This is a genomic window from Sporofaciens sp. JLR.KK001, from assembly GCF_036941055.1.
Lineage (GTDB): Bacteria > Bacillota > Clostridia > Lachnospirales > Lachnospiraceae > Sporofaciens.
This window is the reverse complement of sequence record NZ_JAYMNO010000001.1, coordinates 565,149-578,202: the sequence shown is the minus strand read 5'-3', so window position 1 is coordinate 578,202 and position 13,054 is coordinate 565,149. Positions and strand designations below refer to the sequence as shown.

Sequence of the window (13,054 nt, the reverse complement as noted above, 5' to 3'; positions counted from 1 at the left end):
TTTGCAGGAAGCCCGGCAGGGGCATGTCTGCTATGACAGTTGAAGGTGCGAAAGTTCACCGCGAACATCTTTCCTGCGGTTACAAACATGGTGTTTTGACTTATATTCAAAAGTAGTGTTGACAGGTCTTAATGAATAGAGTATATTGACGTTTGGAAGATGTACAATAATGTATCGGAGAAGAAAATATGCCAACTCCAAACTATACTGCACTAATCATTGAAGATGAGAAAAATATTACAGATTTTATGTTGAAAGCGTTGAAATCCAACGGCTACCGGGTGATCACAGCAGACTCCGGCAAATCCGGGTTATCACTGATCAGTTCTCAATGCCCGGATCTCGTACTCCTGGATCTGGGACTTCCTGATATTGACGGGAATGATATCATCACATCCGTACGGGAATGGACGAGCTGTCCCATCATCGTGATCTCTGCGAGGACAAATGAACGGGATAAAGTAACGGCCCTGGATCTGGGGGCTGACGATTACATTACCAAACCCTTCGGCACTCCTGAATTAATGGCGAGGATACGCGCTTCCTTACGGCACAGTAACCGGATGGACTCTAATTCCGCCCTTTATATCAGACCGTACAAATGCAAAGGTTTGTATCTGGACTTTGAGAAACGGATGATCGTACTTGACGGTGAAGAGATTCATCTGACCCAAGTCGAATATAAGATTGTCGCTTTTCTGGCAAGAAATTCCGGCAAGGTCATGACCTACTCTGCTATCATGTCCAATGTGTGGGGACCTTACACCAGCGACAACAACCGGATCCTCCGCGTCAATATGGCGAATATACGTCGAAAGATCGAGAAGAATCCTTCTCAGCCGCAATTTATATTCACGGAGGTCGGTGTTGGATACCGGATGCGTGAGGATGAGAATGAATTATGTTAGTTACTATTCGCGGACGATCAGGCCGTGAACTGTAACTTGTGTTAAATTTGTGCTAAGAAACCTTTCAGATACTATCTAAAGGCAGTGAGTATCTGGTAGAATAGAGAGCGAAGGTGGCATATCGTAATAAAGCCTCATTCATTATTCTCTCAAAAAGAGGATGCGCCCATCCCATAGGGCTGCATCCTCTTTTTTGTATCGCTCTAATCATACTGATTCAGCCATTCCTTCATCAACTCCACGTATCTGTCCGTATCCTCCACAAAACACATATGCCGGCATGTCCGGAATAACTCCCACCTGGAACTCGGAATCCTGTCATACATATATTTCGCAATATAAGGCGTACACAGATCGTTGCCGCCGCTGATCACAAGCGCAGGCTCCTTAATATCCGCAAGCTGCTCTGTCACATCATAGTCCTTCAAGGTTCCCATCGGTGTATACTCATTCGGTCCCCATCCTACAACATAAGCTTCCTTCCCTGCCTTCTTCGGACGCTTCAGGCATTCCGGCGAATCTTCCGTCACCTCGCCCGCCGCATGGCGGAGCATGTATTCCGTCTCGGCGGCAATATATGCCGGATCGCTGTAATCGTTAGACGCGGTCGCCTTCTCTATCGCATCCTGCATCTCCTGCGGCAGCTCCTTGATCATACGGTGCTGCTCGATTCCCCACATCCAGGATGCCGGCAATGTACTGGACAGGATCAGACTCTTAAGTCCTTCCGGTTTCCGGTTGCAGACATACTCCAAAAGCTGCATTCCGCCCCAAGACTGTCCCAGAAGATGAATCTCATCAAGTCCCAGATGTTCTCTTAACGCCACCAGTTCATCGACCCATGTCTTCGCATTCCACAGATCCGGGCGGTTCTCAACATAGGATTCCCCGCAGCCGATCTGATCATACATGATAAGCTCACGGCCATCCTCCTGGGCAAGCCGGTCCAGCACTTCAAAATAATTATGCGTAGATCCCGGTCCTCCGTGCAGCAGCACCAACGGCTTCTTATTCCCCGTCTTCTTTCCCACGATACGGTAATATGTCTTGTACTCCAGGTATGGCATATATCCCTCTCTTATCTCCATCTGTATATCCTCCTTTTCTCCCTGTCAGATTATTCGTTTCCATCTCCGATAATACCATGTATTTTCGGAGGTCGTAGTCACCGCCTCTTTCTTAAAATTCTGATGACCGATCCCAACTGCGCTAAGCATAAACACACCTCTATTGCCAGATCATTCTACAAATATAGTATACATGACTTAAAGATAAAATTGCAATAAAATTCCGATACGATATAACAAACACACCAAATACAGAGAATCGGAGGTGATTGTACCTGCTTTTTAAACGAATCACTAATGCAAATTACAATTTATGGTTGACACAAGTACGAAATCAGACTATAATAGCATTTACGGCACAACGAGTCTGATATCGGACTTTAAAATAATATTTAAAAAGGAGTACAACTATGATGCCAGAACTACATCCGGGAATGAAAGAATTCAACCGAATCTTCAAAGAATGTAACCATATTTACCATGACATTGCACTAAAGCTTGGATTGTCTGACAGCGGTTTTGATATTCTGTATACTCTTTGTGAGATCGGAGACGGCTGTCTGCAGAAGGATATCTGTGACGCTACCATGCTCAGCAAACAGACCATCCACTCTTCTGTCCAGAAGCTTGCGAAAGACGGTTATCTCTCCTTGCAGCCCGGCAAGGGACGGGATCTGCATATTCACCTGACTTCTGCCGGTAAGGCACTTATGGAAGAAAAGATAACCCCTGCAATCCAGACCGAAAATATTGCATTTACTGATATGAGCAAGGACGAACAAGAAGAATTTCTCCGGCTCAACCGGAAATACATTGACAGCCTGCGCAGGCATGCCGCACAATTATAAACTACCAAAAGGAGGACATTAAGATGAGAATACAACTGTCTGAACATTTTACTTATAAGAAACTGATTCAATTCGTACTGCCTTCCATCATTATGATGATATTCACTTCTATCTACGGAGTGATCGACGGCCTGTTCGTCTCCAACTTCGTAGGAAAGACGGCTTTCGCCGCCATCAACCTGATCATGCCGCTTCTGATGGGATTAAGCGCCCTTGGTTTCATGATCGGTACAGGCGGCAGCGCTATCGTATCCAAGGCTTTGGGCGAAGGGAAACACGAACTGGCAAACCAGTATTTCTCCATGCTGGTCTATGTCTCCGTCCTTGGAGGCATCATCCTTGCCGTAAGCGGGATGTTTCTGCTGCGTCCGATCGCCATACTTCTTGGCGCAACCGGTGAACTTGTGGAACTCTGTGTGCTGTACGGAAGGATCCTTCTGGTGTCTTTAACTGCATTTCTCCTGCAGAACGTATTCCAGAGCTTCTTCGTAACCGCTGAGAAGCCGCAGCTTGGGTTGAAGGTAACAGTTGCCGCCGGACTTGCGAATATTGTGCTGGATTATCTCTTTATCGCCGTATTCCACTGGGGAATCACAGGAGCCGCCGTCGCAACGGCGATCAGCGAGTTTATCGGCGGACTCTTCCCCATATTCTACTTTTCACGCAGAAATGAAAGCCTGCTGCGTCTGGTCAAAGCACGTCTGGATATCCGTGCCCTTGGACGTGCATGTGCCAACGGTTCGTCCGAGCTGATGACCAACCTGTCTCTGTCGGTTGTCAATTCACTCTACAATCTGCAATTGATATCGATTGCGGGAGAAAACGGTGTGGCGGCATATGGTACGATCATGTATGTGAATTTTATATTTATCGCTATTTTCCTGGGATACTCCATTGGAAGCGCACCGATCATCGGCTACCACTACGGCGCCGGCAATCAGGGTGAGCTTAAGAATCTGCTGCGGATGAGTCTGTCGATGGTGGGAGTCTGCGGTGTCGTGCTGATGTTGCTTGCGGAAGTACTGGCAGCCCCTCTAGCCGATATTTTCGTAGGATATGACAGCGCTCTGGCATCCATGACCTGCCATGGATTCCGCCTGTATGCGGTTTCATTCCTGATCAACGGTTTCAATATCTTCGGCTCTGCGTTCTTCACCGCACTAAGTAACGGGATCGTATCTGCAACGATATCATTCCTGCGGACACTGGTATTCCAGGTTGCGGTTGTGCTGACGCTGCCTCTCGTACTAGGAATCGACGGAATCTGGCTGGCCGTCGCTGTTGCGGAAGCGCTGACACTGGCCATAACGGTTTGGTTCCTGGTAAACTGTAAGAAACAATATCACTATGCATAATACACTTTCAATGTCTTCAGAGGCTCCCTGTTCCTCTCATCCTGCAAAAGCAGACGATACTGAGCGAGCATAGCCTCAAGCTCCTCCTTAATATCGAACCGCGCATAAGGACCAAGCATCTCATAATCCCAAATACTGTCCATCATTTGCGGATACAATATTCCTCAATCATACATTCATGAATCTTTTCTTTTTTCTTATAATTAATCCCTACCAATAATATATCACCTGTATATTCCTGAATCCATGAAGTATATTCTTTACTTTTAATCTGTTCAATAGCTCCCCGGGCCGATTTGTCCCATTTCAATTCTACGGCAAGCGCCGGACGATCCACATCCCGCTTTGGAAGATAAACCACGTCTGCAAAACCTTTTCCGGACGGCAGTTCCAATAGCGGATTCATATAATATGCCTTAGCGCTGTAATATGCCATAAGGATTGTACAAGTAAGCGCATTCTCATTATTGTATTCAAGCATCGAAGCCGTCTCATTGTGTATCACGCCTATTCCTTCTGCCACTGCCTGAGAATCAAGGGCCCATGTACTTTTCAGCAATTCATCCGAGCGGTTCAGCGCATCTGTTACGCCTTCCCACCCCGGCTCATCAACTGCATTCAGGAATTCCTGTGCAATCTCCTGATTAGGGATATAAGTTTTCTCTTTCGTCTCATCATACGCAAGATATCCCAGATGGATCAGCAATGTCAATACATCATCCTTAGTCTTAAATGTAGTCATATCATTCTGGAATTTCCGTGTATTTATCTCACACTGCCCATTTCCCAACATCTTTATGACAGCTTCTTTGAGGCCATCATAATTTCTGTCAATATAGACTTTCAATGCTTCGTAAGTTTCCGTTCCCGTCCAATAACTTCTAATCCTTTTTCTCCGCATTACATCCACAACAGACTTGGGATTATAGATATGTTTCCCATTCAGAAGATAACCGTCATACCATCTCTGTACTTCAACGAAATCCACACCATTCTGAGTACATAGCTCAGCAACCTCTTCCTCAGTAAACCCAAAATATTCAGATAAATCTGCTGAATCTGTCATGGAATACTCATCAAAAATATTGATCGCCGAGTGATCCCCGTACTTTTTGATCGGAAGGATCCCCGTCATATAAACCAATTCCACATAATCAGAACCTTTAAATAATCCACGCAGGAAATTCAAATACTTCTGCTGACAATCCGTGCGGTCTTTCGCCAGGCGAAACACACAATCCCATTCATCAATGATAAAGACGAATTTTTCCCTTGCGTTGTCATATATCTGTTCCAAAATCCCGGGAAGTCCGTATGGATCTTCCTCAAAATACTCTCCATACGCTCTCCTAAGCTCTCTTGTTACCACTGACTGGATTCTGTCAATAAAGATATCGAGATGTGATTCATCAAACAAGAATCTCTGTACATCCAGCCGGATCACATTATGTTTATTGAGATGAGATGCAAATGAGTCCATGCTCTCTATTTTTCTCCCCGCAAATAATTCATCCGCCTTACATCCCCGGCTGTAATATGCAGTCAGCATATCCGCAGCCATAGACTTTCCAAAACGGCGGGGCCTGCTGACACATACATATTTTTCTTTTGTATTCAAAACCGAATTCATACGAGAAATTAACTGGCTTTTATCCACATATATTGTAGAATTTACAGCTTCTTTATATGATTCATTTCCTGGATTCACATAAATACCCATAGTTTCTATGTCTCCTTCATCCTGAAAAGGCGTAGACTGTTCCTATTACCGTATTTTTATTATATCGATTTGAATTTTCTGTGTAAAGCCCCTATTGTGGAATCTCAGGATCCTATATTAATTTCAAGCGCTGCTTTTCATCGCTTTCTTCATCTTATCATCCGTAAGGCCAACCTTCTTTCCCGCGTGGTAAAGATTGTCCAATGTGGCTCTCCTTATAGAGATAAGTAAAAGCGGCAACCAGACTGCTGCATATAACAACTTTGCAGCAGTCTGATTTACCTTGAACACTTTTAAATTACCTTATAACGCAGTCTGATATATGAGTCCTCTAAAACTATACTCTTATCAACAAACAGGATCAAGACGCTTTAATTCATCATTGGAATAAGATAGGATCCGTCTTCGCCAGAGTCCGTGCCATAAGATTATCCATAGATACATAGATACGTTTCTGTCCTTCATCCAGGTGCTTAAGCATGTTTGAAATAATAAAGTTTACTTTATTTTCCTTTATTTTTCATGTCATGTCAACCCTCATTACCCAGATAAATAAAAATGGCAGTCTGATCTGCCTTAATCCTTCTCTGTAAGTTTCCCATATACACAGAGATCATACACATTCCCATCCTTCACAACCGCATTCTTCATAATCCCCTCCAGAGTGAATCCGTTCTTCTCCAGAACCCTTCGGGAAGCAATATTCGGCTCGTAGACGAGTCCTGTGATACGTATAATATCCAACGCTTCAAATGCAAGCCTACAGATTTGCCTTGCAGCCTCCGTCATGATTCCTTTAGACCAGCTTTCTGTTACCAGACAGTATCCAAGCTCTGCATCCTTACCGTAGACATCCGCTTTCTTCTCCACGGAAATATTGCCCACGATATCCCCGTCAACGATAATTGACCGGAATACGCCTTCCTTCCCTTCCTGTTCGCAGACCTTGCCAAGCCACCAATCCGCATCCTCCAACGTGTAAGGATACGGCATCCTGTTGGAGAGGTAATCCCTTGGTACTCTGTTGCATATATTAGCCAGACTCTCCCGGTCGTCTGGCGACCATTTTTTCAATTCAATATTCATGAGTTTACTCCTTATTTTTTATTCACATTTGCACTCCATAAATCTCCTGAAAGCATGAAATCCTGCCGCCTCATAGAATTCCAACGCCCCTTCATTAAATTCCCACACATCCAGTTCAATCCTGTCAAAACCTTTCCTTTTTGCATCCTGCTTCATATACTCCACTAATTGCATACCTATCCCCTGTCTCTGGAATGCCTCATCCACAGCGATCTCCTCAACATGATAATACCTTCTCTCCAGATTATATGGTGATTCAGCCTTCGTAACATACGCGACACACGCCATTGCGCAGATCATGCCGTCTCGTTCTGCCACGATAATATCTCCGTCTCACTCTGTAGAATCTCTCCCGCAACCTCCTGCATCTCACGGCAAAATCCCGGCTTGAATATATCCGGCCTTCCTTCGACATGTACGGTATTCACCTGTCTTCTCAGTTCATTTACCCGATCCAGATCTGTCTCCTTCGCTAACCGCATCGTACAGGCTGCTTCTTCTATATTCTCTTCATAATAATCCGTCTTCTGCACCACCTCAAACCCGCAGGACAGATAGAGCCGGCAGGCTCTCTGATTATCCGAATCCACTTCTATCACGATCTCTTCGCTCTCATCCTTCACTTCATTCAGAATATATCTGACAAACCGCTTCCCAAGACCTTTTCCCCGGTGTTCTTCCAGAACTCCAAGCCCATAGATACAGGTCTCCTCATCATCAAAGCTGACATGGCACACTCCGACAGGCATTCCCTGCCAGTATTCCAGATATCCGCTCCGATTCCCGGCTGGAAGAATCGCTTCCAGGAACACTTCAATCTCATCATCCAGCTCCAACGCTTCTGTCGCCACCGCCCGATATACAGCGCTGTTCTCGATAGTTACAGGCTGAAAACTCACTTCTTTCTCTATATCCGTCTGGAAATCCCGTAATACATGCTCCTCACAAAATGTACGGTCTGACATCCTGCAAGATATATCTTGCGGCTGCCTGGCATTCCATCTCATCTTATATTCCGAGAAAGAATATGCTGCCCGACACCAATGCTCAATTGCTTTCTGTCCTATCTTACAATTTGAATCCACAACATAGATCAGCTTCTGGACGCTTCTTGCCTCACATTCCCTCTTCGCTTTTTCATAAAGAGCGCGAAAACATCCCCTTCTCCGGTACTTCGGGTGCGTATATGCTGTTATCTCCGCCTCCCCCTTTTCCGGCATGAAGAGTATCAGGAAAGCTATTAATTGATTCTTCTCGTACATCAGGTAAAATGCCGGAATCATTTTATCATAATTCAATTCCGTCGATAAATAGACCTGACCTTCTGTCTGATCAAATGTACTGCAGACTTGGTGCAGCTTGAGGATATCTTTTCTGATATGTTCATCCAGTTCCGTCTTACAAATAACATCTTCCACTCCCACTATTCCTCCTTTTTGTTATTTTGACGGTATTCTACGGGCATCATATGATAACGCTTCTTAAATTTTTTATAAAAAGTAGCTTCGCCATAATCGACAATTCTATCTGGCTCCATTGCGGTATGTCGGACAGAAAAGCTAATTTTCAATTTCAACTACACTGCCACACACTCCCGCCGCCGCATCTTTCCAACGCCGGACATTCCCCCTGCACATAAGAATATACTTCCGTCTCCGGCGTCTCTTCGATCACCTTGTCCAACCGCGCCAGCATCTTCTCTTTATCCTTCGGAAGCCTTCCCCGCACACGGAATTCGATAAAATCATGAAACCCGTCATACAGAATATCCGCATTCAATAACTCTATCAGACAGCGTTCCTCCTCAAGATTCTCCCGCTCAGATGCCGGGACGAAACTGCCGTCCAATATGTTCTGATACAGCGGCACCTCCTTATGCAGGAACATGGAGAAATTCACCACATGCGCCGGTTTCGTCCGGTTCAGGAACTCTGCAAGCGCACAGGCATTCTCCGTCCCTCTGCCTCTGCCCGCTACCCCCGTCATGATATGGGCATCATAGATCATACCGATCCGATGCAGGCGTTCAATCGCCTCATAAGCCTGTCCCTGATCATGGTCTTTCTCCATAAGCGCAAGTACATCGTCAAGCCCGCTCTCGATACCAAGGTAAAGATGTCTTACCCCAAGCTTGTAGAATGCTTCCAGTTCCGCATCTGACCGCTTCAAGATGCTTGTTACCGTTGCATCCATATTGATCTCTTCACAATCCGGGAAATACTTCCTGATCATCTCCAGAATCCGCATCAGCCGCTCACTCTTCTGGGCAAATGCGTTCCCGTCTCCAAGGAAGATCCGTCTTGGATTCCCTCCTACATTCTTAACCCTCGCCAGTTCTGCTTCAATCTGTTCAAACGGAAGCTCCCGATACTTAAGATGCCGGAACAGGTTGCAGAACCTGCACCGATTGTAGGAACATCCCACCATGATCGGCAGCATGAACGAAGACCGTTCCATAGGCGCCCGGCAGATTTGTCCTTCATATTCCATCATAACACCTCCCTGTTTTTCTAGAAACCACATTTTAGGATTGATATCCAATTACTTTTTTCATACATGAATCGTACAACAATTACTTTATTATCTTCTTCAGAAATCACATAAAAAACAATATAATTTCTTACCAGGGTCAACCGAATTCCCCAAGAAGCAAGTAACGGATCTTCTACAAGAGGAAATTTTGCAGGAAATGACGACAGGGCATTTATTTTTTCTTCTGCTTCATCCAGCAGATCATCAGCCGCTTTAGGATTTTTCAATACAAATTCAATATAGTCTGAGGCATTTGCCATGTCTTGTTCAGCCGCGGCTGTGATGTAAATAGAATAATTCATCGTTTCCTCCGACTCCTTAAATCCGAAATTGCCTCGGAAAGAGGTCGTGTATTACCGGCTTGAACATCAACCATGCCCTCCCTGATAAGTCCATATAATTCAAAACGACCTGCAAGTTGTTCATATGTCTCAATGCTCATGACAGCCAAATCGCCTTTCCCGTTTTTTGTAATAAATACTGGTTCAGAATACGTATGGCAAAACTCAGAAATATCGTTGTAATTGTTCCGCAAATCAGCGCTTGATCGTATGTTAGGCATTTCTAATCCCTCCTTTTGATAACAAAATTATACAGAAATTCGGGTATACCGTCAAGGACTGTATGCATCTGAAAGCATTTGTTCCAATAATTCGAGACTTTCGCTGTCTCAGAAATTCTAAAAAGCTTCTCTAACATGAGCGCCAATCCCAAATTATCCATGACAAATGCATTTGATGTCATCGATCGCATTCCCGGTAAAAAGAGAGGAACCGGTGTCATCCTCTGTCTGTATGACTCACCGCTCTGGCTCAATGAGAATACTGTTGCACTGCCGGTGGAATTCTGCTAAGAATCATCTATATTGGCATATCATAGACTGCACTGTAAACAGGCTGCCCCAAAGCCGATAGAACACACTTTTGGGGCAGCCCGATATATTTAACGCCTGCTTTATATCTAATTATTTACCCTCTCTTAAGCAGCCTCTTCTTAAATGCCTTAAACTTCATCAGGCAGCCGCTTGTATACAAAACTCCCGTGATCATGATCCCATAGGCAAATCCCAGGGCCGCACTCGCAGCCTCTTCCTGCACTCCTTTAACATCCGCCGCACCCACAAATTCCATCACCAGATACACCGTAAAGGCAATGAGTCCGCAGAAAAGCAGTATGCTCATCCTCTTCGCCAGTCTCTGTTTCTCATGATTACTATAATCCGCCACCTTCAATACGGTATCTTCCATCTCTTTATTCATCTTCTCGCCTTTCCTTTCTCCATCCAGAATCTCCCTGATCTCTACCTCATAATAATCCGCAATCTGAATCAGGACATCCAAATCCGGCATATTTACTCCCGTCTCCCATCTGGAAACTGTCCTGCCAGATACACCAAGTATCTCCGCGAATTGTTCCTGGGTAATCCCCTTCTCCTTCCGCAGATACTTCAGGAACTGTCCAATCTTTTTTAAGTTCATCTTACTGTACTCCTCCTTCCCGGCACAGTTCTTGCGGTACCCATGGCCCGCCCGACTGCGAAATGTAACTCCTTCAGTGCACCTCTTCGTTACACGGTCATAATACCGTATCTTCCGGCAGACGAACACGACACAAAGCAAGAAATGCCGTATTTACCATACCGGACATGAGATGTCTGCCCATTTTGCAGCCTGAATCCTATTTCAAAAAGACATATTCCTTCCCGGATGACAGCTCTTCTTCAAAACGATAACCAAGACGGTCAAATCCTCTGATCTCTTCCACCTTCACGATCTCTCTTTCCGCCATAAAACGGACCATCTCTCCCCGCGCCATCTTCGCCTGTGTTCCCTTCTGAATCACCTTATCTCCCTTCCGTTCTCCAAAAATACAGGTGACACAGGTATCTTCCGGCTCCAGATATTTTTCAATACATTTGAAATATTCTTTGGAAGCAAGGTTCAGGATAATTCTGTCTCCGTCATCTATCTCCCTGTATAATTTATCCCCCCAGAATTCATACAGATTCCCCGTTCTGCCCGCGCACGCCTTCGCCTGCATCTCCAGCCGGTACGGTACCACGCCGTCCAGAGGTTTCAGCACACCATAGAATCCAGACAGGATCCTCAGGTGTTCCTGCACATAATCCCATTCCTTCTGTGTAAATACTTCCGGCGCCATATACTGATACTGGATTCCTTCGTATGCAATCAATGCCGGTGTCAATGCCTTAAGCAGATTCATCTTCTGGAATCTCTCATAATTCAGTGCTGCGATCTTATCGTTACATCGCCACAGATCCTTCGCCTCTTCATAAGAAAGTGCACGGATCCACTCCGTCAACAGCTTTGCCTCATCCAGGAATACCGGACATGCAGCCGGCCGGAACATATCCGTCTCCCTGTTCATCTTCTTCGCCGGTGAAATAATAATCTTCATAGAACTGATCTCCCTCGGTCAATCTTCCTCATAGATAAAAATATCTTCTATACTCATTCCAAAATACCGTGCAATTTTAAAAGCAAGCATAATTGACGGATTATACCTGCCATTCTCCAACGATCCGATCGTCTGCCGCGACACTTCAAGCGCCAGCGCCAGTTCCTCCTGCTTGATCCCCTGCTGCTTCCGCAGCTCTTCCAAACGATTCTTCATCGATAAGTTCCAATCCCTTCTACGGAAAGTATGCTTTCCCCACCTATGTTATCCTAAAATAAAAAAGCTGTCAAGCAGACAGCAAAATACAATAGTGTGGTACAGCGCTGCAGAACCTACTGACAATTCTTAAGGCGCTGTGCGGGAAAATGACAACGGCAGTTCCAGCCCGTGTTTCTCAAGCAATACCCGGTCAGTCAGAATATCCTGTGCCGGCCCGTCTGCAACAATCATTCCTTCTGACAGAAGCACCGCCCGCTGGCAGGTATCATATACAAAATCCAGGTCATGGCTTGCAATGATCTTCGCCCCCGGCAGTTCATTCAGGATACGGATGAGATTCCTGCGGTTTCCCGGATCCAGCGCCACGGACGGTTCATCCAGCAGCATGAGCCTTGTCCCCATAGCAAGTACCGTAGCTATGGATACCAGCTTCTTCTCCCCTCCGGACAGACGGTAGATCTGACGTTCCTTCCGGTCATCCATATATACCTGCTCAAGAGCCTTCATCACCATATTCCTGGTCTCTTCCTCGCTTTTTCCATAGTTGCGCGGTGCGAACGCCACATCATCATACACTGTAGACATGAACAACTGACTGTCTGAATCCTGAAACACATAGCCGATCTCTGCGCGGATCGCTCTGAGATTCTCCTTCTTCATCTCAAGTCCTGCAATCCGAAGCGTTCCCTCCTGCATCTCCAAAAGCCCGGTAAGAAGCTTAAGAAGCGTGGATTTTCCGACGCCGTTTGCCCCGATAAGTCCGACGCTCTCATCCGTTTCCACACACAGATTTATGTGGTTTAATACTTGATTACGATATTTCTCCCGGGGACTTCCATACGCGAAAGAAATATCCTCCATCTCCAATATACTCATCTTTCTCTCCCAATCTCCCGAATTC

16 protein-coding genes are annotated in these 13,054 nt (G+C 45.5%); 3 read left to right on the top strand and 13 right to left on the bottom strand.

Annotated features, from left to right (window positions below):
* The first annotated feature begins 188 nt into the window (after positions 1-188).
* Entirely contained in the window at positions 189-908 is a 720-nt protein-coding gene (locus tag VSQ62_RS03070; protein WP_334633136.1) for a response regulator, read from the top strand.
* A 203-nt stretch (positions 909-1,111) separates the two neighbouring features.
* Here the strand turns inward: VSQ62_RS03070 and pepI are convergent, their stop codons facing one another.
* Positions 1,112-1,996, bottom strand: coding sequence for a proline iminopeptidase (gene pepI, locus VSQ62_RS03065; RefSeq protein WP_334633135.1), 885 nt, complete (start codon positions 1,994-1,996; stop codon positions 1,112-1,114).
* Positions 1,997-2,385: 389 nt separating this feature from the next.
* On the opposite strand from pepI, the gene VSQ62_RS03060 reads away from it, so the two are divergent.
* Together VSQ62_RS03060 and VSQ62_RS03055 are read left to right on the top strand one after the other, a co-directional pair.
* Positions 2,386-2,823: a MarR family winged helix-turn-helix transcriptional regulator gene (locus tag VSQ62_RS03060; RefSeq protein WP_334633134.1), complete on the top strand. Its 438-nt coding sequence runs from the start codon at positions 2,386-2,388 to the stop codon at positions 2,821-2,823.
* 23 nt (positions 2,824-2,846) lie between these two features.
* A complete protein-coding gene (locus tag VSQ62_RS03055; RefSeq protein WP_334633133.1) occupies positions 2,847-4,178 on the top strand; it encodes an MATE family efflux transporter in 1,332 nt (443 codons plus the stop codon).
* On the opposite strand, the gene VSQ62_RS03050 is transcribed toward VSQ62_RS03055, so the two are convergent.
* From VSQ62_RS03050 to VSQ62_RS02995, 12 genes are all read right to left on the bottom strand, one after another.
* Entirely contained in the window at positions 4,169-4,324 is a 156-nt protein-coding gene (locus VSQ62_RS03050; protein WP_334633132.1) for a hypothetical protein, read from the bottom strand. The genes VSQ62_RS03055 and VSQ62_RS03050 overlap by 10 nt on opposite strands.
* Positions 4,321-5,898 carry an AAA family ATPase gene (locus tag VSQ62_RS03045; RefSeq protein WP_334633131.1) on the bottom strand — a complete coding sequence of 526 codons (1,578 nt, stop codon included), beginning with the start codon at positions 5,896-5,898 and terminating at the stop codon, positions 4,321-4,323. Before VSQ62_RS03045 ends, VSQ62_RS03050 begins: the two co-directional genes overlap by 4 nt.
* Positions 5,899-6,474: 576 nt before the next feature.
* The gene (locus VSQ62_RS03040; protein WP_334633130.1) at positions 6,475-6,984 is read right to left on the bottom strand and encodes a GNAT family N-acetyltransferase; all 510 of its coding nucleotides are present in this window, start codon (positions 6,982-6,984) and stop codon (positions 6,475-6,477) included.
* Between the two features lie 18 nt (positions 6,985-7,002).
* Positions 7,003-7,302, bottom strand: a complete 300-nt coding sequence (locus tag VSQ62_RS03035) for a GNAT family N-acetyltransferase (protein WP_334633129.1) — start codon at positions 7,300-7,302, stop codon at positions 7,003-7,005.
* Positions 7,281-8,402 carry a GNAT family N-acetyltransferase gene (locus VSQ62_RS03030; protein ID WP_334633128.1) on the bottom strand — a complete coding sequence of 374 codons (1,122 nt, stop codon included), beginning with the start codon at positions 8,400-8,402 and terminating at the stop codon, positions 7,281-7,283. Before VSQ62_RS03030 ends, VSQ62_RS03035 begins: the two co-directional genes overlap by 22 nt.
* Before the next feature lie 154 nt (positions 8,403-8,556).
* The gene (locus tag VSQ62_RS03025; protein WP_334637545.1) at positions 8,557-9,474 is read right to left on the bottom strand and encodes a radical SAM protein; all 918 of its coding nucleotides are present in this window, start codon (positions 9,472-9,474) and stop codon (positions 8,557-8,559) included.
* Between the two features lie 20 nt (positions 9,475-9,494).
* Positions 9,495-9,818 (bottom strand): type II toxin-antitoxin system RelE/ParE family toxin, encoded by a 324-nt coding sequence (locus tag VSQ62_RS03020; protein ID WP_334633127.1) that lies wholly within the window; start codon positions 9,816-9,818, stop codon positions 9,495-9,497.
* Positions 9,815-10,078, bottom strand: coding sequence for a type II toxin-antitoxin system prevent-host-death family antitoxin (locus tag VSQ62_RS03015; protein WP_334633126.1), 264 nt, complete (start codon positions 10,076-10,078; stop codon positions 9,815-9,817). Before VSQ62_RS03015 ends, VSQ62_RS03020 begins: the two co-directional genes overlap by 4 nt.
* 406 nt (positions 10,079-10,484) lie before the next feature.
* Positions 10,485-10,994, bottom strand: coding sequence for a helix-turn-helix domain-containing protein (locus VSQ62_RS03010; protein ID WP_334633125.1), 510 nt, complete (start codon positions 10,992-10,994; stop codon positions 10,485-10,487).
* Between the two features lie 199 nt (positions 10,995-11,193).
* Complete coding sequence (yaaA, locus tag VSQ62_RS03005; RefSeq protein WP_334633124.1) at positions 11,194-11,934, bottom strand: peroxide stress protein YaaA; 741 nt, start codon at positions 11,932-11,934, stop codon at positions 11,194-11,196.
* Between the two features lie 18 nt (positions 11,935-11,952).
* Positions 11,953-12,150 (bottom strand): helix-turn-helix transcriptional regulator, encoded by a 198-nt coding sequence (locus VSQ62_RS03000; RefSeq protein WP_334633123.1) that lies wholly within the window; start codon positions 12,148-12,150, stop codon positions 11,953-11,955.
* 129 nt (positions 12,151-12,279) lie between these two features.
* Positions 12,280-13,029, bottom strand: a complete 750-nt coding sequence (locus VSQ62_RS02995; RefSeq protein ID WP_334633122.1) for an energy-coupling factor ABC transporter ATP-binding protein — start codon at positions 13,027-13,029, stop codon at positions 12,280-12,282.
* Positions 13,030-13,054: the final 25 nt, after the last annotated feature.

Excerpts from the sequence above, each read along its gene's own strand:
- VSQ62_RS03070 (WP_334633136.1), top strand. The coding sequence starts at position 189 with ATGCCAACTCCAAACTATACTGCACTAATCATTGAAGATGAGAAAAAT.
- pepI (WP_334633135.1), bottom strand. The coding sequence starts at position 1,996 with ATGGAGATAAGAGAGGGATATATGCCATACCTGGAGTACAAGACATAT.
- VSQ62_RS03060 (WP_334633134.1), top strand. The coding sequence starts at position 2,386 with ATGATGCCAGAACTACATCCGGGAATGAAAGAATTCAACCGAATCTTC.
- VSQ62_RS03055 (WP_334633133.1), top strand. The coding sequence starts at position 2,847 with ATGAGAATACAACTGTCTGAACATTTTACTTATAAGAAACTGATTCAA.
- VSQ62_RS03050 (WP_334633132.1), bottom strand. The coding sequence starts at position 4,324 with ATGATGGACAGTATTTGGGATTATGAGATGCTTGGTCCTTATGCGCGG.
- VSQ62_RS03045 (WP_334633131.1), bottom strand. The coding sequence starts at position 5,898 with ATGGGTATTTATGTGAATCCAGGAAATGAATCATATAAAGAAGCTGTA.
- VSQ62_RS03040 (WP_334633130.1), bottom strand. The coding sequence starts at position 6,984 with ATGAATATTGAATTGAAAAAATGGTCGCCAGACGACCGGGAGAGTCTG.
- VSQ62_RS03025 (WP_334637545.1), bottom strand. The coding sequence starts at position 9,474 with ATGGAATATGAAGGACAAATCTGCCGGGCGCCTATGGAACGGTCTTCG.
- VSQ62_RS03020 (WP_334633127.1), bottom strand. The coding sequence starts at position 9,818 with ATGAATTATTCTATTTACATCACAGCCGCGGCTGAACAAGACATGGCA.
- VSQ62_RS03015 (WP_334633126.1), bottom strand. The coding sequence starts at position 10,078 with ATGCCTAACATACGATCAAGCGCTGATTTGCGGAACAATTACAACGAT.
- VSQ62_RS03010 (WP_334633125.1), bottom strand. The coding sequence starts at position 10,994 with ATGAACTTAAAAAAGATTGGACAGTTCCTGAAGTATCTGCGGAAGGAG.
- yaaA (WP_334633124.1), bottom strand. The coding sequence starts at position 11,934 with ATGAAGATTATTATTTCACCGGCGAAGAAGATGAACAGGGAGACGGAT.
- VSQ62_RS03000 (WP_334633123.1), bottom strand. The coding sequence starts at position 12,150 with ATGAAGAATCGTTTGGAAGAGCTGCGGAAGCAGCAGGGGATCAAGCAG.
- VSQ62_RS02995 (WP_334633122.1), bottom strand. The coding sequence starts at position 13,029 with ATGAGTATATTGGAGATGGAGGATATTTCTTTCGCGTATGGAAGTCCC.